This window comes from Streptomyces sp. NPDC001204 (assembly GCF_053598035.1).
This window is the reverse complement of sequence record NZ_JBSFJL010000028.1, coordinates 60,128-77,823: the sequence shown is the minus strand read 5'-3', so window position 1 is coordinate 77,823 and position 17,696 is coordinate 60,128. Positions and strand designations below refer to the sequence as shown.

Here is a 17,696-nt window from a genome sequence, read left to right as displayed (position 1 = left end):
TCCGGCGCGTCCGGCCCGGTCAGCGGACGGTCTCCAGCACCTCCGAGGCGCCCAGGGCCTCGGCGATGGCGTTCAGCGCGTCCTCCGGGTCCAGGATGCGCAGCTCCTTCGCGCCGACCCCCAGGTCGCCGAGGATCTCGCCGTCGCCCAGCGGGCTGTGCGTGATGGCTTCGGCGGACGACGACTCCTCCTCGTCGTCCTCGGTGGACGCGGGTTCGCCGTCCTCCGTGCCGTCGAGGTCGAGGGAGTCCAGGTCGGGGCCGTCGTCGCCGGGCTCCCGGCCCAGCAGTTCGTCGGTGAGCAGGATCTCGCCGTACGAACTACGGGCAGCGGCGGCGGCGTCGGAGACGTAGATACGAGGGTCGTCCTCGCCGTCCACGCGCACCACGCCGAACCACGCGTCCTCCTGCTCGATCAGGACGAGCACCGTGTCGTCGTCGGCCGAGGCTTCCCGGGCCAGGTCGGCCAGGTCGGCCAGCGTCTCCACATCGTCGAGCTCTGTGTCGCTCGCTTCCCACCCGTCTTCGGTGCGCGCGAGCAGTGCGGCGAAGTACACCGTGACTCTCCCACTGGTCATAGGCGTGCCGGTTGGGGGTCCCCCCGGCGGAGGTTCTGGGCGGGGGAGCTGGGCTCCGAGCCCCACCCACTCGGAATCGTGGCAGAAACAAGGCCTTCAGGGGACGTCTTCGGCTCCCTGTGTCCGGCAGTTTTGATCGCACACCGGTAAAGGACTCACCAGCGCACACGTTGCCGCCACCAGCGGATCGTACGCGGCTTTCCCCCGACGGCCACGCACACCCACCGTCGGAGACGTCCGTGCGGGTGCAGCTCTGCTCCCGTGTGCCTTCCGCGCGTGTCTGTCTTGCGTGTGTCCAGCCCCGCGCCTTCCCCGGGGTCCTCGCCGGGGTCTCGGCGGGAGCCTTCCGCGACCCGCGCCCATGGACCGAGTGCGTGACCCGGCGCGCGGCGGGGGTTCTACGTGTCCCGATGGCGCCCGTGTCCCGATGGTGTCCGTGTCCCGATGGTGTCCGTGTCCCGGTAGGTGTCCTACCAGCGGAACGTGCGCATGCGCATGGCGTGCCGCAGCCGGGCGGTCTTGGCGCGCCGGGGCTGGACGCGGTCGCGCAGGGCCCGGGCCTCGGCGAGATCGCGCAAGAACCGGGCCCGGCGGCGGCGCCGTTCGGCGTCGGCGTCGGCGTCCGCCGCGCCGGCCGTCCCCGGGAGGTCCGCCGTGTCCCGCCGCACGCGCGGCGACGGGTCCTTGTCAGGTTCCCGTTCCCGATCAGGCATCGGCTCACCACCCCAGTCCGTCACTCCCACTTTCCCCCGGATGCCGGGTTTGATGCCACAACAGCGCACGCCGGCGGGGGTGCGGCCGGGCCGCCCGCCGACGGGACAGCGGGCGGGCGGGCCGGATCGGGGCCCGGTTACTGTTGGCCCATGCGTCTCCACGTCGTCGACCACCCGCTGGTCGCTCACAAGCTCACCACGCTGCGCGACCGCCGCACCGACTCCCCGACCTTCCGCCGGCTCGCCGACGAACTGGTCACCCTGCTCGCCTACGAGGCGACCCGCGACGTGCGCACCGAACAGGTCGACATCAACACGCCGGTCGCCCCGACCACCGGCGTCAAGCTCTCCCACCCGCGGCCCCTGGTGGTGCCGATCCTGCGGGCCGGCCTCGGCATGCTGGACGGCATGGTGCGGCTGCTGCCGACCGCCGAGGTGGGCTTCCTGGGCATGATCCGCAACGAGGAGACGCTGCAGGCCTCCACGTACGCCACGCGCATGCCGGAGGACCTCTCCGGCCGCCAGGTCTACGTCCTTGACCCGATGCTCGCCACCGGCGGCACGCTGGTCGCGGCCATCCAGGAGCTGATCAAGCGTGGCGCCGACGACGTGACCGCGGTCGTCCTGCTGGCCGCCCCCGAGGGCGTCGCCGTGATGGAGCGCGACCTGGCGGGCACCCCGGTGACCGTCGTGACGGCCTCGGTCGACGAGCACCTCAACGAGCACGGCTACATCGTCCCGGGCCTCGGAGACGCGGGCGACCGGATGTACGGCGCCGCCGAGTAGTACCGGCCACCGACTGACGCCTCTCCAGCCGCCCCGCGGGGCGGCTGGACCCGGCTGCGGAGCCTCAGCAGCCCTTCTTCGGGGCGGTTGCCGAGGGCTGGGGGGCGGTCAGGGCGGTCAGGGCCTGATCGGCGGCCGTCTGCTGGGTCAGCGCCTTGAAGCCCGTGCCGATGATCAGGTCCACGTCGGTGCCCTTGCGGGTGTCCGTGCGGCTCTCCGCCCCGGCGAGCTGGGTGGCGAGGACGGGCAGCGAGGTGTTCAGCGACGAGGCCGGGCCGAGGAGCAGCCCGGCGCCCTTGACCTTCTTGTCGAACTGCCCGGTCGCGTTGCCCACCTGACCGATGCGGAAGCCGCGCTTCTTCAGCTCGTCGGCGGTCTGCTTGGCCAGGCCGCTGCGGGGCGTGGCGTTCAGGACGTTGACCGTGATCTGGCCCGGCTTGGGCAGCGCCCGGGCCGCGCTCGTCGCCGACGGGCTCGCCGCGGGCGACACCTTGGCCTGGCAGTCCCCGCCGGTGCCGGCCGCCGAGGCCTTCCGGCCGCCGGTGAAGACGTCGATGAGCTGCCACGTGCCCCAGCCGATCACGCCAAGGACCGTGACGGAGGCGACGGCGAGGAACACGAGCCTGCCGCGCCGCCGGGGCTTGCGCATCCGCGGGTATCTGTTCCCCGTGATCCGGTACTTCCCGCCCATGCCGGGGGGAGTCAGCATGCTCATGAGCGCAGCGTAGTGGGCATGAGCGGTGATTCCTACCAGATGATCATCGGAGCGGCTCAGCAGAACCCGAAAGGTCCAAGCCGTGACCGAACGGCGGGTCCGGACGGCTCAACTCCCGGTTCACGGTCCCGGCTCGGTGCCCTGGCTCAGGGGCGCGGCTTCAGCGGCGTGGGCCCGCGGCCCGGATGCTCAGTCCAGCTCCAGCACGCGCGCGTGCAGCACCTGGCGCTGCTGGAGCGCCGCCCGCACCGCGCGGTGGAGGCCGTCCTCCAGATACAGGTCGCCCTGCCACTTCACGACGTGCGCGAAGAGGTCGCCGTAGAAGGTCGAGTCCTCCGCGAGGAGGGTCTCCAGGTCGAGCTGCTGCTTGGTGGTCACGAGCTGATCGAGGCGGACCGGGCGCGGCGCGACGTCCGCCCACTGCCGGGTGCTTTCCCGGCCGTGGTCGGGGTACGGCCGGCCGTTTCCGATGCGCTTGAAGATCACACGGAGAGCCTACCGGCCCAGACCTTCCGGGCGCAGCCCGGCCGCTGGAGTGCGGCGCTGGAAATGCCGCAGCAAAACCGGGCGAACCGGGAACGGGGGCTTGAGATCGGCGACAGCGGGTCCGTGCCCGGACCGCGGGGTGCGGGAGTTCCCGCCGCACGCCCGTTGTGCACAGGCTGTGGACAACGGGTCACACGATGCGGGGGGCGCGTTCGGCGTGCCCGCGGATACGGAAGGCGGTGACGATCTCGAAGATGCCGACCACCACCAGCCACCAGCCGCCGAGCACGATGAGCACCGCGGCCGACCGGAGCGGGGCGTCGATCAGCACGACGCCGGCGACGAAGGTGAGGATGCCGAGGAAGATCTGCCAGCCGCGCGCGGGCGCGCCGCGGTCGTGGACGGCGGCGATGGTCAGGGTGATGCCGCGGATCAGCCAGCCGATGCCGATCCACAGCGCGAGCAGCAGGATCGACTGCGTGGCGCCGCGGAAGCACAGCAGGCCCAGCAGGATCGACAGGGTGCCGCTGATGAAGGCCAGCACGCGCAACGAGGTCGTCTTGTGGGTGCCGAACGCGGAGACCAGCTGGAGCACGCCACTGACCAGCAGGTAGATCCCGAAGAGGATTCCGGCGGCCAGCAGGGAGGCGCCCGGCCAGAGCAGTACCAGGATGCCGAGGACCAGGGCGGCCGCACCGGTGGCGAGGACCGCCTGCCAGGCAGCGTGGGACAGAAGGTGCAGGGGCCCTTCCAGCGGCGGTTCGTACTGCGGGGGCGGCGATGTCCGCGGCTCCCGTGGGTCACGTAGGGCGTGGACGCGGCGATCGTCGTACGCCGGGCCTGCGGGGCCGCTGCTCGGTGGCTCGGTCATGGTCCATGCTGGGAGCGGGCGCGCGCGTACCGCCACCTGGGACCGGCCGTTCGGCTGACGTGCGCCGCACGGCCCGTCCGGGCGGCACCGCCGTCCCGGTCACTTCCCGGAGGACTTCGTCCCCTTGCCCGCTTTGGCTGCTTTGGCCGCCGCCTTCAGCTCCTGCTTGTGCGCCCGCACTCTGGCCTGCGACTCGGGCCCGGTGATGTCCGCGACGGACCGGAAGGAGTCCGGCTCGCCGTACGCTCCCGCCGCCTCCCGCCACCCCGTGGGCCGCACACCGAGCTGCTTGCCGAGCAGCGCCAGGAAGATCCGTGCCTTCTGCTTGCCGAAACCGGGCAGCTCCTCGAGGCGTCGCAGCAGTTCGCGCCCGCTGCCGACATCCCGCCAGATGGTCTCGGGGTCGCCGTCGTAGTGTTCGACGAGGTACTGGCACAGCTGCTGGATCCGCTTGGCCATCGACGCCGGGTATCGGTGTACGGCCGGCTTGTCCGACAGGAGCCGGGCGAACGTCTCCGGCTCGAAGGCCACGATCTCGTGGGCGTCCAGGTCGTCGGTGCCCATGCGCCCGGCGATCGTCGCCGGCCCGGTGAACGCCCACTCCATCGGGATCTGCTGGTCCAGCAGCATGCCGATCAGCGCGGCGAGCGGACTGCGGCCGAGGAGCGCGTCGGCCTCGGGGTCCTGGGCGAGGTGGAGGGTGACGTCCATGTCCCGATGGTCGCCCGCCGGACGGCGTGACGCAGCCGGAGGACGGCCTTCCCGCGGGACCCTGGTTGAGCAAAGTGCCGTCTTCGCCCGTACCCATCCAGAAGCCGGCGAGTTCCAAGACGGAGAAGTGACGTGACCGGACGGCGGGGCGAAGGTCGGGAGGGCGCTGTGCGCCGTGGACGCGTACGGCGGCGACGACTTGGGAAACTGACGCTGCTCGGCGCGGTACTGGTCCTGTTCCTCCTCGGCGGCGCCGGACCCGCCTCCGCCCACGCCGCCCTGCGGGGCGCGGACCCCGCCGACGGAACCGTCGTCGAGACGGCGCCCGGCACGATCACTCTGGCCTTCACCGAGTCCGTCAGCCTGCTCGACGACTCCTTCCGCCTGTTCGACCCCGAAGGGCGGAGGGTGCGCACGGGCGAGCCGCAGCACGCGCCCGGACGACCGGACACGGCCCGGGTGGCCTTCCCGGAGGGGCTGGGCGAAGGCACGTTCACCGTGGCGTGGCGAGTGGTGTCGGCCGACAGTCACCCCGTCTCCGGCGCCTTCACCTTCTCCGTGGGCAAGCCGTCCCCGACGCTGGCCGTGATCGACACCGGCCCGTCCGAGAACCCCACGACCCGCGGCCTCTACGACCTCGCCCGCTACACCGCCTACGGCGCCGCGGCCCTGCTCATCGGTACGGCGGTCTTCGCGCTGCTGTGCCGCCCGCCGAACGCGAGCCCGCTGCGCAAGCCGCTGGTGGCGGGCTGGTGGGCACTGCTGGCCTCCACGCTCGCCCTGCTCGTGCTGCGGGCGCCCTACGAGACCGGGACCGGTCCGGTGTCGGCCTTCGACCCCGCGGCCGTCTCCCGCACCCTGACCGGCCGTCCCGGTCTGATGCTGCTGGCCCGCCTGGCCCTGCTCGCGCCGGCGGCCGTCCTCCTCGTACGGCTGTCCCGGCGCCGGCCGGAGGAGAAGCCCTCGCGCGCGATCCTGGCGGCGGGCGCCGCGCTGGCCCTCGCCCTGGCGCTGACGTGGGCGGGGTCCGAGCACGCCTCGGCCGGCATCCAGGTTCCGGTGGCGATGACCTCGTCGGTGCTGCATCTGCTGGCGATGGCGGTCTGGCTGGGCGGCCTGACGGCCCTCCTGACCATCCTTCAGCACGTCACGCCGGACGAGCCGGAGCCGGGGCACGGCGAGACGGAGCCGGGGCCGAGGTCACGGGCGGCAGTCGCGGTCGCCCCCGAAGGCGGTGGTGACCGTACAGCGGTCGCGGTCCCGGTCGCCGAGGCAACCAGCGCGGTGGCGCCTTCCGCCGACGGTCCCGCGCTGACCGCGGCGGTGGCGCGCTTCTCCCGGATCGCCTTCGGCGCCGTCACCGTCCTCGTCGTCACCGGGGTCTACCAGTCCTGGCGAGGCCTCGGCTCCTGGGCCACGCTCACCGGCACGGCGTACGGCCGGTTGCTGCTGGTCAAACTCGTCGTGGTGGCGCTGCTGCTGGCCGTGGCGTCCCGTTCCCGGCGCTGGACGGCACGGCTGGTGACGGCGGACGCGGAGCCGGACGTACGAGACGGGAAGGCGCCGGCGGTACCCGAGGGGGAGGCACGAGCGGAGGACCCCGGGACGAAGGCACCCGCACCCGCACCCGCGCCCGCCCCCGACGCCTGCCGCCGTGCCCTGCGCCGCTCGGTCCTGGCCGAGGTCGCCGTGGGCGTCGCGGTCCTGGTCTTCACCACGGTGCTGGCCGGCACCCTGCCGGGCCGCGCGGCAGCCGAGGCGGCCCAGGCAGCGCCCGAGGCCGGGGTTCCGGGAGCCTCCGTCACGATCATTCCGTTCGATGTCGGCACCCCGGGCGGTCACGGCAAGGTGCAGATCACCCTGGAACCGGGCCGCGTCGGCCAGAACGCCGTGGAGGCCGTCGTCTACGGCCCGGACGGCGGCCTGACCACCGTCCCCGAACTGCGCCTGTCCCTGTCCCTGCCCGCGCAGAGGATCGGACCCATCGACGCCGGGCTCACCAACAGGGGCGGCTACTGGGGCACCGACTCCCTCAACCTCCCGATCCCCGGCACCTGGGCCGTGAAGGCGACGGTACGGGTGTCGGAGATCGACCAGGTGAGCGTGGAACGGAAGGTGCGGATCCTGCGCTAGCGGCTGCGGGACGCCGGCCGGTGCGCGGGTGCGGAAGGCGGCGGGTCGACATCATTGACATGCGCCTCCGGGGACGTGTCGTCGACGTGCCGCACGCCGAACGGCGGATCACCGGCCCATGCCCGTCTCTTCATTTGTACGGATGAGACATCCCATCGCACATTTAGGGCTGATCAGGGAATTCCTTCACCCATTTGCCGCGCATCCGGGGAAAGTCGGACGGCGTTAGTCGGGACATGACTAAGGCAACCAGGGAAGGGTACTGGGGTCTGTTCGGGGGTCAGGAGCGAGAGGGCCTGGTCGCCGCACACGCGGTGGCGCTGGGTCCCTACACCTACCTTCCCGCCCCGGTGCACTCGTCGGCCACTGTCAACGGCACCCTGACCAGGGGAGGTTTTCCGGTCGCGCTCAAGGTGACGGAACCCCTGCTGCGGGATTTCCTGGAGGCGATGAGCACACTGGAAGCCGACCTCGCGCGCCGCTGGCTCGGTTCGGAAGGCCGGTCCCGTTTCTCGGGAGCGGAATAGCTGCCCGTTATGTACGACGAACGTATCGATCATCGTTCCGGCCATTCGGCTGACTATTCGGATTATCCCGGTTACCCGAGCCATACGGGTGGATACCAGGGGGCGGGCACCGGCCGGCACCGGGGCTCGGCGGAGTTCTTCACGTCTCCCCTGGAGCCGCCGGACGCGGCCTGGGACCCCGCCGAGGAACTGGCCTTCATGCTCCAGGACGCGATGGAGGAGCACCGGGGGCCGGACATTCTCGTCGCCCGGGACGAGGCACCAGTCACCGAGCCCGCTCCGAACACCGGCACGCCTCTGGAGAACCTCGAGGCGATCACGGCGGAACCGCCTCCGCTGAAGGCGGACGCCCGACGCCATCGAAAGGTCCGGGAACGCAAGCGTCCGAACGTCCTGCGGACCGCCAGTCACGTCATCGCCGCGCTGACCGCGGTGATCGCTTCCTCGGTGAGTTTCTTCGGCGGAATGGTTGCCTACGATCCCCTTCGCGTCGTGGCCGTGGCACGGATGCAGGACGGCATCGCGTCCTGGTGGCCGCTGCTGGTCTACGGTCCCTGGCTGGTCGCCTCGCTGTCCGTGCTGCGGTCCGCGCTGCACCAGCGCCGCGCCGTCCACTCCTGGAGCGTGGTGCTGACCTTCTCGTGCATCGCGATGCTTCTGTGCGTGGTGCAGGCACCCAGGACGATCGTGGACATCGCCGCGGCCGCCCTGCCGGGCCTGGCCTCCCTGGCCTGCTTCCAGCAGTTCGTGCGCCAGATCACCCTGACCCGCCCGCCACGGCGCACGTCGCCCCGCCATCGCCAGCCCCGCACTCCCCATGCCGAGACCTCGTCCGCGTCCACCGTCCGCGACACCCGCCGCACCACGACGACGGCGCGACCGGCCGGAGGCACGGCACGCAAGCGGGCCTGAGCCGATCGTTTCCCGGAGCCGGGGCCCCGCGGACGCCACGGACGCCACGGACGCGGTCGCGGGGCCACCATGGAGGTGGACGGAGTGTGGCGGACGCGAAGGAGGCCGCCATGGCAGCCGCGCATCTCCCGGCGTCGCCCCTGGTGGTCCGGGCGACCGACGGCCGACGGGCCGAACTGGCACTCGCCGGGGACATCGGGGCGCAAGCCCTGTGGCCACTGGAGGAACGACTCGGAGCCCCGCCGCTGAGCGAGGCCGACGAGTGGATCGTGGACATGAGCGAGGCCACCCACCTCGACCTCGCGTGCGCCTACGCCCTGCTGAGGGTCGCCACGCGGTGGCCGGCGACCGCGCTCACCATCCGCGGAGCCCGGCGCACCGTGCACCGGACCCTGCACCACGTTGGGCTCGACACGGTCGCGGTGATGGAGGACTTAGGGGTGGCGGAGGGCTGAGAGGACGGCGGCTCAGCGGCGACGGAGGGCAGGCGGCGGAGGGAGGGTGACGGAGGGCAGGTGACGACGGGGGGAGGATCAGACGGATCCCGAATATTTCGGTGACCGATGTAATCTGGAGTCATGGCTTCGGATACGACGCACAGCCCGTCCCGTCCGCGCTGGCCCGCCGTGCTCACCGCGGAGCGGGCCCGCCCGGAGGTGATCCGGTCACGACCGAACGCCTGGTGGCTGGCCGTGGCCACGGTGTGCTTCGGGGCGTTCATGGGTCAGCTGGACGCGAGCATTGTGACGCTGACCTACGGCAGCCTGCGCACCGAGTTCCACGCCTCGCTCGCCGCGGTGGAATGGGTGTCGCTGGCGTATCTGCTGGCCCTGGTGGCGCTGCTGGTGCCGGCCGGGCGGCTGGCGGACGCGCACGGCCGCAAGCTGCTGTACCTGTACGGGTTCGCCGTCTTCACGCTGGCGTCCGCCGCCTGCGGGCTGGCGCCCTCCTTGGTGGCGCTGGTGGGCTTCCGGGTGGTGCAGGCGGCCGGGGCGGCGCTGATGCAGGCCAACAGCGTCGCGCTGGTGACCACCAGCGCACCCCGCGGGCGGATGCGCACCGCGCTCGGCGTGCAGGCCGCCGCACAGGCGCTGGGGCTCGCCCTGGGGCCCACCGTGGGTGGCGCACTGGTTTCCACCCTGGGCTGGCGCTGGGTGTTCTGGGTGAACGTGCCGGTCGGGGTGGTCGCGCTGGTGAGCGGGCACTATCTGCTGCCGCGCACCAGGGCCCGTACGAAGGTCGCCCGCTTCGACTGGGCCGGACTGGCGCTGCTGGCCGTGGCGACGACCTGCGCGCTGCTCGGCGTGTCCGCGGCCTCCGGTCTGCCGGTGCCGGCCTGGGGTGTGGTCCTGCTGTTCGGGGTGGCGGCTCTGGCCGGCTGGGGCTTCGCCCGCCGTCAGCGGCGGACCGCCGCGCCCTTGCTCGATCTCGCTCTGCTGCGGGTGCGCGCGGTCGCGTTCGGGCTGGTCGGGGCGCTCAGCGGATACCTCGTGCTGTTCGGCCCGCTGGTGCTGGTGCCGGTCGTGCTGACCGCGCGGGGGGCCTCGGAGCTGACCGCGGGACTGGTGCTGACCGCGTTGCCCGCCGGGTTCGCCCTCGGTGCCACCGGCGGCGACCGGCTGCTGCCGCGCTCCCTGACCGACCGTGGCCGGTGCCTGGCCGGAGCCGGCGTATTCCTCCTCGCCACGGCCGCGCTTCTGGCCGTTCCCCTCACCATCGCCTGGCTGGTGCCGCTGCTGGCCCTGGTCGGCGTGGGCCTGGGGACGTTCACCCCGGCCAACAATGCCCTGATCATGGGCGCGATCCCGGCCCGTTCCTCCGGCACCGGTGGTGGCCTGGTCAACATGACCCGCGGTCTGGGCACCGCCCTGGGCGTGGCGCTGGTCACCCTCGCCCTGCATCTGGCGGCCGGCGGCGGAACCGAGGCCGGCGCGCGGTGGTCCGCGTCGATTCTGGTGGCGGTGTCGGCCGTCGCCGTCGTCTCGGCCTGGCTGGGGCCGGACCGGGGCGACCACCGTCGGACCCTTCCGGGACTCGGGGCGTGAGAACGATGCGTGAGCCGGTGGACAACCCGCACGAGCCCGTGGACGACTCGCGCGAGCCGGTGGGCAACTCGCGCGAGCCGGTGGACAACCCGGCGGCGGTACGAGCAGAAGGGCGCGCGCGGGGGCCCGGCTACCCTTGCCGCATGTCCGCGCAGCCCCGCTCCGAGCTTCCCCTGCCCGGCCCCGCCATCGAGGCGCCGGACGCCCGGCTGCTCACCGAGGCTGTCACCCGCCTGCGCCGCGCCCTGCGGGCCTCGATCCGCACCGACTATCCATGGGAGAAGCTGCCCATGGCCCAGGTCGAGCTGCTCCAGGTGCTCGGTGAGCACTCGCCCGCCCGGATCAGCGACCTCGCCGCCCGCCAGCGTCTCGCGCCGAGCACCGTCAGCGGACTGATCGGCCAGATGATCACCACGGGCCTGGTCGCGCGCGAGGTCGACTCCGCGGACCGCCGCGCCTCCGTCGTCACCCTCACCGACGCCGGGCGGGACCAGCTCGCCGCGTGGACCACCGCCCACGAACGCCGCATGGACGCCGCGCTGGCCTCCCTGGACGGCGCAGATCGGGCCGCCGTCGCCGCCGCCCTGCCCGCTCTCTTCCAACTCGCCGAACAACTCGGTCAGTTGGACGACGGCGGGGCCGCGGGCTGACACGACGAGGGCTCCCACCGGAATCCGGTCGGAGCCCTCGCCCGTCCTGCTGGGTGCCCTTTCGTCGTGGTGGGTGCCCTTCGGTGTCAGGCGGTCGCGCAGACGGCCTCGACGAAGTGGCCCACCTCCGTCTCCGGCAGAGTGCGTGAGAGGTCCGACTCGCTGATCATGCCGACCAGGCGGTGGTTCTCGATGACGGGCAGCCTGCGGATCCGGTGTTCCTCCATGGTCCGCAGGACACTGCCGCTGTCGGCGTTCGCGTCGATCGTGATCGGCTTGCCCTGCTCCAGCTCACCCGCCGTCATGGTCCGGGGGTCCCTCCCCTTGGCGAGGCACTGCACCACGATGTCGCGGTCAGTGATGATCCCGTGGAGGCGGTCGTCGGGCCCGCAGATCGGCAGGGCTCCGACGTCCATCTCCCTCATCCGGCGCGCCGCGTCCTCCAGCGTCTCGCTCTCCTGGACGCATGTGGCACCGGTGTGCATGATCTCCCGTGCGGTGGTCATGACCGTCTCCTTCGAGCTTCGGTGGCCGGCACGGAGAGAGCCAAGGTGCTGGCCCGCCCCGGCCAGTTCGGCTTACCACCAGTGTCGGTTCTCCGCAGGCCCGCCGCATGCCGTGGAGGCCCGGCTCCGGCTGAGACTCCGGTCCACTCCAGGTGAGGCGTTTGCATGCGTTTGTGGTGATTCAATACCGTTGGTCGCGGGGGCAACCGACGTTCGGGCAGGGCAGAGCGATGACCTTCAGTCCGTCTTCGCCACGGCCGGCCGCACACCTGGAGCGGGCGCCCGTCCATCTGTCGTCTCTGGTGAAGCGCCCCGTGGTGGACCGGGGCGACCGGTCGCTCGGCCGGCTCTCCGACGTGATCGTCCGGCTGCGTGGCGCCGACTACCCGGTGGTGACCGGGCTCGTGGTCGGCGTGGGCGGCCGTGAGCTGTTCGTCCCCGTGGAGCAGGTGGCCGCGCTCGACGCCGAGGGCCTGGTGGAGCTCGAAAGCGCCCGGCTGGACCTGCGGCCGTTCGAACGCCGCGAGGGCGAGGTGCTGCTCCGGGCGGACGTGCTGGGCCACCGGCTGATCGATGTCGGCGAGGCACGCCTGGTCCGCGCGCAGGACGTCGAACTGGCCGAACGGGACGGCCAGTGGCTGCTGTCGGGCGTGGACACGCACCGGCCGCACCGGCTGCTGGGGATCTTCGGGGACCGATCGACGGGGCACGCGTGCCGGGACTGGAAGGCGTTCGAGCCGCTGATCGGGCACAGCCGCAGCGCGCTGGTCCGCCGCCCCACGGCCCGGATCCGGCGCCTGCGGCCGGCGGAGATCGCCGATCTGCTCGAGGACGCCTCCCGGGACGAGGAACGCGAGATCCTCGGCGATGTCCGGCAGGACCCGGAGCTGGAGGCGGACGTCTTCGAGGAGTTGGAGGAGGACCGGGCCTCCCGGTTGCTCAACGCCCGCACCGACGAGGAGATCGCCGCCGTACTGGCGCGGATGCGGGCGGACGACGCGGCCGACGCCATCGACGATCTGCGGCAGGGCCGTCGCCGTACCGTGCTGGAACTGCTGCCCGCCGGACAGCGCGCCAAGGTGCTGACTCTGATGGGCTTCAACCCCGACAGCGCCGGGGGCCTGATGGGGATGGACTTCCTGGCCCTGCCCCCGGACACGTCGGCGAGCGAGGCCGAGGCGGCGGTCCGGCGGGCGAGCCGGCTCCAGCCGGAGGCGCTGACCAGCGTCTACACCGCCGACGAGGACGGACGACTGCTCGGCTGGGTCCGGCTGGTCACCGTCCTGCAGAGCGATCCCGCGGTACGGCTGGGCGAGGTGAGCGAGGCGGATCCCGTGCGCGTCGGCCCGGACACGGACCTGGTGGACGTTGCCCTGCTGATGACGGACTACAACCTGATCACCCTGCCGGTCGTGGACGACGAAGGGGTCCTGCTCGGCGTGATCACGGTCGACGACGTGCTGGAGGCGACACTGCCGGAGGACTGGCGGCGCCGGGAGGTGGCTCCGCCACCAGACGCCCACCGGACGGCCGAGGCCGGCAGCACCACGGGCGTTGGCGGCACCACGGGGCCTGGTGGCATCACTGAGGTCGGCAGCACCACGGGGGCCGGCGGCACCGCTGACGCCGGCGGCGCGACGGGCCTGGAGGAGCGTGAGGAGCCCTCACCATGAGCGGGGCCCGGCCCGACCGGCGCCCACCGCAGCAGCCGCCGCCCGGCGCACGCCCGGATGACGGTCGGGGCGGGTCGGGCGCGCGCCCGGATGAGGGTCCGCCCCGGCCCAGCGCCCGTCCGGATGATGGTCGGTCCGGGTCCGGCGCACGTCCGGAGGATCGTCCGCGTACGTCCGGTCCGCCCCCGCCCCCGGCCGGGCGCGGGGGTGCGGGCCGGTCCACGCCCGGCCCGCACCCGCACCCGCAGCCGCAAGGCGGTGCCCACACCGTGGCCCCGGGCACGCCACCGGTCGGCGGCCCCGGCGCTCCGGAGCGCGCCACGACGCCCGGACACGACGGCGCCCGCGCACCAAGGCCAACCGGCCACCCTCACCCTCACCCCCACCCCCGTCCCCGTCCCACAGCGGTGCTGGACGATGCCCACCTCGGCGACATCGAAGGTGCCCTGGGACGTATCCGGCTGGAGGAGGCGGACTCCAGCCGCAGCCTGAAGCGGCGGCTGCTGACGTTCCTGGCGATCGTCGGCCCCGGCCTCATCGTGATGGTCGGCGACAACGACGCCGGCGGGATCTCCACGTACGCCCAGGCGGGCCAGAACTACGGCTACAGCCTGCTGTGGGTGCTCCTGCTCCTCATCCCCGTCCTCATCGTCAACCAGGAGATGGTGGTCCGGCTCGGCGCCGTCACCGGTGTCGGGCACGCCCGGCTGATCAACGAGCGCTTCGGCAGGTTCTGGGGCTGGTTCAGCGTCGGCGACCTGTTCGTGCTGAACTTCCTGACGATCGTCACCGAGTTCATCGGAGTCTCGCTCGCCCTGAGTTACCTCGGCGTCGACAAGTACGTCGCCGTGCCCGTCGCCGCCCTGGCCCTGGTCGCGATCACCGCCACGGGCAGCTTCCGGCGCTGGGAACGCGCGATGCTCGCCTTCATCGCCGTCAGCCTGCTGCTGGTGCCGCTGGCGCTGATGAGCCACCCGCGCTACGGAGCGGCCGTCCACCACCTGGTGGTCCCTGGCGTGCGAGGCGGGGTCACCTCCGAGGCCGTCCTGCTGATCATCGCGATCGTGGGTACGACCGTCGCACCCTGGCAGCTGTTCTTCCAGCAGTCCAACATCATCGACAAGCGCATCACACCGCGGTTCGTGGGACATGAGCGCGCGGACACCGTGCTGGGGTCCCTCGTCGTGATCGGCGGTGCCGTCGCGATCGTCGTCGTGGCCGACTACGCCGTGAGCGGTATGGGCGCGGCCGGGCACTTCACCGACGCGCTGGGCGTCGCCGAGGCCCTGGGCGGGCACAGCCGCGTGCTGGGAGTGATGTTCGCCGTCGTGCTCCTGGACGCGTCGATCATCGGCGCCGCGGCCGTCACCCTGGCCACCAGCTACGCCTTCGGCGACGTGTTCAACCTGCGCCACTCCCTGCACCGCAGCTTCCGCGAGGCCAAGGCGTTCTACGGGACCTACGCCGGGATGGTCCTGCTCGCCGCCGCCATCGTGCTCATCCCCGGTGCGCCCCTCGGACTGATCACGACCGCCGTTCAGGCCCTGGCGGGACTGCTCCTCCCCTCCGCTTCGGTCTTCCTCCTGCTGCTGTGCAACGACCGGGCGGTCCTCGGCCCCTGGGTCAATCCGCGCTGGCTCAACGTGGTGGCCTCGACCATCATCGCGGTGCTCCTGATGCTGTCCGGAATCCTCGTCGCGACGACCCTGTTCCCGACGCTGGACACCGCCCGGGTCGCCCTGTGGCTCACCGGGGTGCTGGTCGTGGGGCTGCTGGGCGCGGCCGTGGGACTGCGCGTCGTCCGCGTCCGCCGGGGCACGGCCCTGCCTCCGCCTCCGAGGATCCCCCGCCCCGAACGCGAGAGCTGGCGCATGCCTCCCCTGGCGCTGCTGGAGCCGGTCGTCTGGTCCCCCGGACTCAAACTCGGAATGAGTCTGCTGCGGGGCTACCTGGTGATCGCCGCGCTGCTGCTGGTGGTCAAGGCCATCCAGATCGGCTGAGCCGGGTCGGGGAGGGGCCTGGCCGAGGACCGGAGGCGGAGTGAGGATGGAGGTGTGAGGGAGGCCCTGCGGTGATCCTGTCCTACCCGCACCACGGCGATCGCGTGATGGCCTATCTGCTGCCGGTGTGGACGAGGCTCCCCGCCGCCGATCGGATGGGCGTGGCCGCTGCCGTGCTGGCCGTGGCGTTCGTCATGCTCATCGTCGGCACGAGGGTGCGGCAGGCCCGTCCCCGTCCGTTCAGGCGCCCACGGGCCCGGGCCGCCGAGCCGGTCGACACCTCCTGGTTCACCGCCCACACCCTGGACGGCTTCCCGGAGGAGGCGCTCCGCGCCACCCTGAGGACCCCGGCCGCGCCCTCCCGCGAACGCCTCTACGCCGCCTGGGTCCTCGCCACCCACACCCAGGGCACGGACGCCGTATGGCTGGAGAAGAACCTGGCCCTCCCCGCCGACGCGGCCCACCTGATCGCCGAAGCCGCCGAAACCAGACGCCGCGAGGCGTCGGCTCGCGAGAACCACGACACGGGGGCCGCGAAGGCGACCGCCGTGAGCGGCGACGAGGAAGACCCGCCCGCACGGCCATGAACGGGGGCGTGTCCGAGGCGGAAAAGGGACGGGTCAACGCCAGAGGGCCGGACCACGAAAGTGGTCCGGCCCTCTGGGCTGGCGGGGAGGATACGAGCTTCGAACTCGTGAGGGGGTTGCCCCGAGCTGCGTGCGGAGGTCGAGGCGGCGCGAACGCTCGCCGGAGTGGACGACAAGTAGGGGGTGAGACCGCCGTCGGGCGGTCGGAGACGGAGACTCCGTGAACCCAAGATCACGACGCCGCGACAGCGACAGCGACGCCCAGTTGACACGCGCGGCGAGCGACGCGACGGCGTTCACGCCACCGGTGGAGAAGTATTCGCCCGCGCTGCACGGCTACTTCGCCCGGCGCGTCCCCGGCGCCGCCGACGACCTGCTGGCCGAGGCGTGGCTGCAGGCGTTCGCCGCGCGGCGCACCTTCGACGCCTCACGCGGCTCGGCCCGAGGGTGGCTCTTCGGGGTGGCCCGGAACGTACTGGCCGGGCACGTCCGACGCACCGGGCGGGACACGACCGCGCCGGCCCCCGCCGCCAGCGACCCCTGGCAGGCAGTGGACCAGCGGCTGGACGCCCCGCCGCGATGGCTCCCGCGCTGCGTAAAGCGCTCGCCGATCTGCCCGCCGAGGAACGGGAGTTGATGCTGCTCGTCGCGTGGGAGCAGCTGACGCCGACCGAAGCCGCCGCCGCTGTCGGCATCCCCGCCGGCACCGCCCGCTCCCGCCTGCACCGCGCACGGGGTCGGCTCCGCGAACGCCTCGCGCCACCCCGTCCGGCATCGCGGCAGCTCACGGTGACCGGAGACCTGACATGACCAGGAGCACCCCCAACACGTGCGATCCGAAAGGGACCGGCATGACCGAGCGGCAGGATCTTCTTGACTTCCTCGGCACCGAGGCGCTCCAGGCCGCGGGTCACGTAGAGCCCCCCTCCCGCAGGCGCTCGCCCGGGCCATGGCGGCGGTCCGCGCGGCCGCGCAGGACGAGGCCGTGGTGACCCCGCTCCGTCGCCGCCGCCTCGCGTCCGGCCGGCGGATCGTGGCGACGGTCCTCGTGGCGGCCGCCTGCGCGGCCGGCGTCGTGGTGTACACGAACCAGGGCGCGGGATCGCCGGCCGCACACGCCCCGCAACAGGCCGACGCCACCAGTGCCGCGACCTTCCTGACCGACACCGCCGCAGTGGCCGCAGCCAGGCCGGTGTCGTCCGGGCAGTACTGGAAGGTGCACATGAAGGTGACGTACGGGAAGTCCAGCACGTGGCACGGCAAGTCCAGCACGTTCGACGAGTACATCTCGCGATCCGGGTACACCGTCGTGGACGGCGGCCGGACCTTCAAGAAGCCCAATTCCGGCTGGCGCCTCGGGCCGAAGACGTTCGACTGGAACGGCCTGGACCAGCTGCCCACGGACCCGGCGAAGCTGCTGGAGATCATGGACAGTTCGAAGGAGTACGCAGGCCAGAGCGCCTTCCTCCAGGTGAGCCACCTGCTCGGGGAGTCACCGGCGAGCCCGCAGCTGCGCGCCGCCCTGTTGAAGGTGCTGGCCGGGATGAACGGAGTCAAGCTCGTCGGCAATGTCAAGGACAGCGCCGGTCGCGAGGGTACGGAGCTGGCGTTCGACGGGATCCCGAGCAGCGACCGAATGATCGTCGGCCCCAGGACGAGTCTGCTCCTGGAGGCGACGCAGACTTCGACCAAGGGGCACCTCGGCCTGATCGATCGCCGGACATACCTGTCCGTGGGGCCGGCCGAGAAGATCGGCTGACCGTACACGGGGCAGCTGCCCCGGCGCCGCCAGGGCACCGGGGCG

At 72.5% G+C, this 17,696-nt stretch carries 19 protein-coding genes and 1 pseudogene; 13 read left to right on the top strand and 7 right to left on the bottom strand.

Translation table 11 applies throughout. The features are described 5' to 3' along the window. Positions 1-19 precede the first annotated feature (19 nt). Both ACWC91_RS30645 and ACWC91_RS30640 read right to left on the bottom strand, forming a co-directional pair. Entirely contained in the window at positions 20-556 is a 537-nt protein-coding gene (locus tag ACWC91_RS30645; protein WP_141366473.1) for a tRNA adenosine deaminase-associated protein, read from the bottom strand. A 491-nt stretch (positions 557-1,047) separates the two neighbouring features. Next, positions 1,048-1,290 carry a hypothetical protein gene (locus ACWC91_RS30640; protein WP_281156831.1) on the bottom strand — a complete coding sequence of 81 codons (243 nt, stop codon included), beginning with the start codon at positions 1,288-1,290 and terminating at the stop codon, positions 1,048-1,050. 150 nt (positions 1,291-1,440) lie between these two features. Here ACWC91_RS30640 and upp point away from each other — a divergent pair, with 150 nt between their 5' ends. Then, the gene (gene upp / locus ACWC91_RS30635; protein ID WP_141359975.1) at positions 1,441-2,076 is read left to right on the top strand and encodes a uracil phosphoribosyltransferase; all 636 of its coding nucleotides are present in this window, start codon (positions 1,441-1,443) and stop codon (positions 2,074-2,076) included. 64 nt (positions 2,077-2,140) lie between these two features. Here upp and ACWC91_RS30630 read toward each other — a convergent pair whose 3' ends face one another. The 4 genes from ACWC91_RS30630 to ACWC91_RS30615 all read right to left on the bottom strand — a co-directional run bounded on the left by ACWC91_RS30630 (position 2,141) and on the right by ACWC91_RS30615 (position 4,859). Then, a complete protein-coding gene (locus ACWC91_RS30630; RefSeq protein WP_450644255.1) occupies positions 2,141-2,767 on the bottom strand; it encodes a LytR C-terminal domain-containing protein in 627 nt (208 codons plus the stop codon). 213 nt (positions 2,768-2,980) lie between these two features. Further along, complete coding sequence (locus ACWC91_RS30625; protein ID WP_004943146.1) at positions 2,981-3,277, bottom strand: type II toxin-antitoxin system VapB family antitoxin; 297 nt, start codon at positions 3,275-3,277, stop codon at positions 2,981-2,983. A gap of 190 nt (positions 3,278-3,467) precedes the next feature. Beyond that, positions 3,468-4,148 (bottom strand): HdeD family acid-resistance protein, encoded by a 681-nt coding sequence (locus ACWC91_RS30620; protein WP_450644244.1) that lies wholly within the window; start codon positions 4,146-4,148, stop codon positions 3,468-3,470. A gap of 99 nt (positions 4,149-4,247) precedes the next feature. After that, positions 4,248-4,859, bottom strand: coding sequence for an HhH-GPD-type base excision DNA repair protein (locus tag ACWC91_RS30615; RefSeq protein ID WP_450644246.1), 612 nt, complete (start codon positions 4,857-4,859; stop codon positions 4,248-4,250). Positions 4,860-5,027: 168 nt separating this feature from the next. Here ACWC91_RS30615 and ACWC91_RS30610 point away from each other — a divergent pair, with 168 nt between their 5' ends. The 6 genes from ACWC91_RS30610 to ACWC91_RS30585 all read left to right on the top strand — a co-directional run bounded on the left by ACWC91_RS30610 (position 5,028) and on the right by ACWC91_RS30585 (position 11,126). Beyond that, on the top strand, positions 5,028-6,992 hold the full coding sequence (locus tag ACWC91_RS30610; RefSeq protein WP_450644248.1) for a copper resistance protein CopC: 1,965 nt from the start codon (positions 5,028-5,030) through the stop codon (positions 6,990-6,992). Positions 6,993-7,228: 236 nt separating this feature from the next. Next, positions 7,229-7,519 carry a hypothetical protein gene (locus tag ACWC91_RS30605; protein ID WP_225076356.1) on the top strand — a complete coding sequence of 97 codons (291 nt, stop codon included), beginning with the start codon at positions 7,229-7,231 and terminating at the stop codon, positions 7,517-7,519. 9 nt (positions 7,520-7,528) lie between these two features. Next, positions 7,529-8,431, top strand: a complete 903-nt coding sequence (locus ACWC91_RS30600) for a DUF2637 domain-containing protein (RefSeq protein ID WP_376501316.1) — start codon at positions 7,529-7,531, stop codon at positions 8,429-8,431. A gap of 110 nt (positions 8,432-8,541) precedes the next feature. Then, on the top strand, positions 8,542-8,886 hold the full coding sequence (locus ACWC91_RS30595; protein WP_225076354.1) for an STAS domain-containing protein: 345 nt from the start codon (positions 8,542-8,544) through the stop codon (positions 8,884-8,886). Positions 8,887-9,009: 123 nt separating this feature from the next. Beyond that, complete coding sequence (locus ACWC91_RS30590) at positions 9,010-10,476, top strand: MFS transporter (protein WP_450644251.1); 1,467 nt, start codon at positions 9,010-9,012, stop codon at positions 10,474-10,476. 143 nt (positions 10,477-10,619) lie between these two features. Beyond that, positions 10,620-11,126: a MarR family winged helix-turn-helix transcriptional regulator gene (locus ACWC91_RS30585; protein ID WP_376501319.1), complete on the top strand. Its 507-nt coding sequence runs from the start codon at positions 10,620-10,622 to the stop codon at positions 11,124-11,126. Between the two features lie 86 nt (positions 11,127-11,212). Here ACWC91_RS30585 and ACWC91_RS30580 read toward each other — a convergent pair whose 3' ends face one another. Next, complete coding sequence (locus ACWC91_RS30580; protein ID WP_225076351.1) at positions 11,213-11,632, bottom strand: CBS domain-containing protein; 420 nt, start codon at positions 11,630-11,632, stop codon at positions 11,213-11,215. 230 nt (positions 11,633-11,862) lie between these two features. On the opposite strand from ACWC91_RS30580, the gene ACWC91_RS30575 reads away from it, so the two are divergent. The 6 genes and pseudogenes from ACWC91_RS30575 to ACWC91_RS30550 form a co-directional block, all read left to right on the top strand. Beyond that, on the top strand, positions 11,863-13,305 hold the full coding sequence (locus tag ACWC91_RS30575) for a magnesium transporter MgtE N-terminal domain-containing protein (RefSeq protein WP_450644253.1): 1,443 nt from the start codon (positions 11,863-11,865) through the stop codon (positions 13,303-13,305). A 407-nt stretch (positions 13,306-13,712) separates the two neighbouring features. Then, the gene (locus tag ACWC91_RS30570; RefSeq protein ID WP_225076349.1) at positions 13,713-15,305 is read left to right on the top strand and encodes an NRAMP family divalent metal transporter; all 1,593 of its coding nucleotides are present in this window, start codon (positions 13,713-13,715) and stop codon (positions 15,303-15,305) included. 71 nt (positions 15,306-15,376) lie between these two features. Next, positions 15,377-15,892, top strand: a complete 516-nt coding sequence (locus tag ACWC91_RS30565) for a hypothetical protein (RefSeq protein ID WP_225076348.1) — start codon at positions 15,377-15,379, stop codon at positions 15,890-15,892. A 220-nt stretch (positions 15,893-16,112) separates the two neighbouring features. Next, positions 16,113-16,529: an RNA polymerase sigma factor gene (locus ACWC91_RS30560; protein WP_450644640.1), complete on the top strand. Its 417-nt coding sequence runs from the start codon at positions 16,113-16,115 to the stop codon at positions 16,527-16,529. After that, positions 16,529-16,702, top strand: a complete 174-nt coding sequence (locus ACWC91_RS30555; protein ID WP_450644638.1) for an RNA polymerase sigma factor — start codon at positions 16,529-16,531, stop codon at positions 16,700-16,702. The genes ACWC91_RS30560 and ACWC91_RS30555 overlap by 1 nt, the downstream gene beginning before the upstream one ends. 118 nt (positions 16,703-16,820) lie before the next feature. Further along, positions 16,821-17,651: pseudogene (locus ACWC91_RS30550) on the top strand (CU044_5270 family protein); the annotation flags it as partial. Between the last annotated feature and the right edge of the window lie 45 nt (positions 17,652-17,696).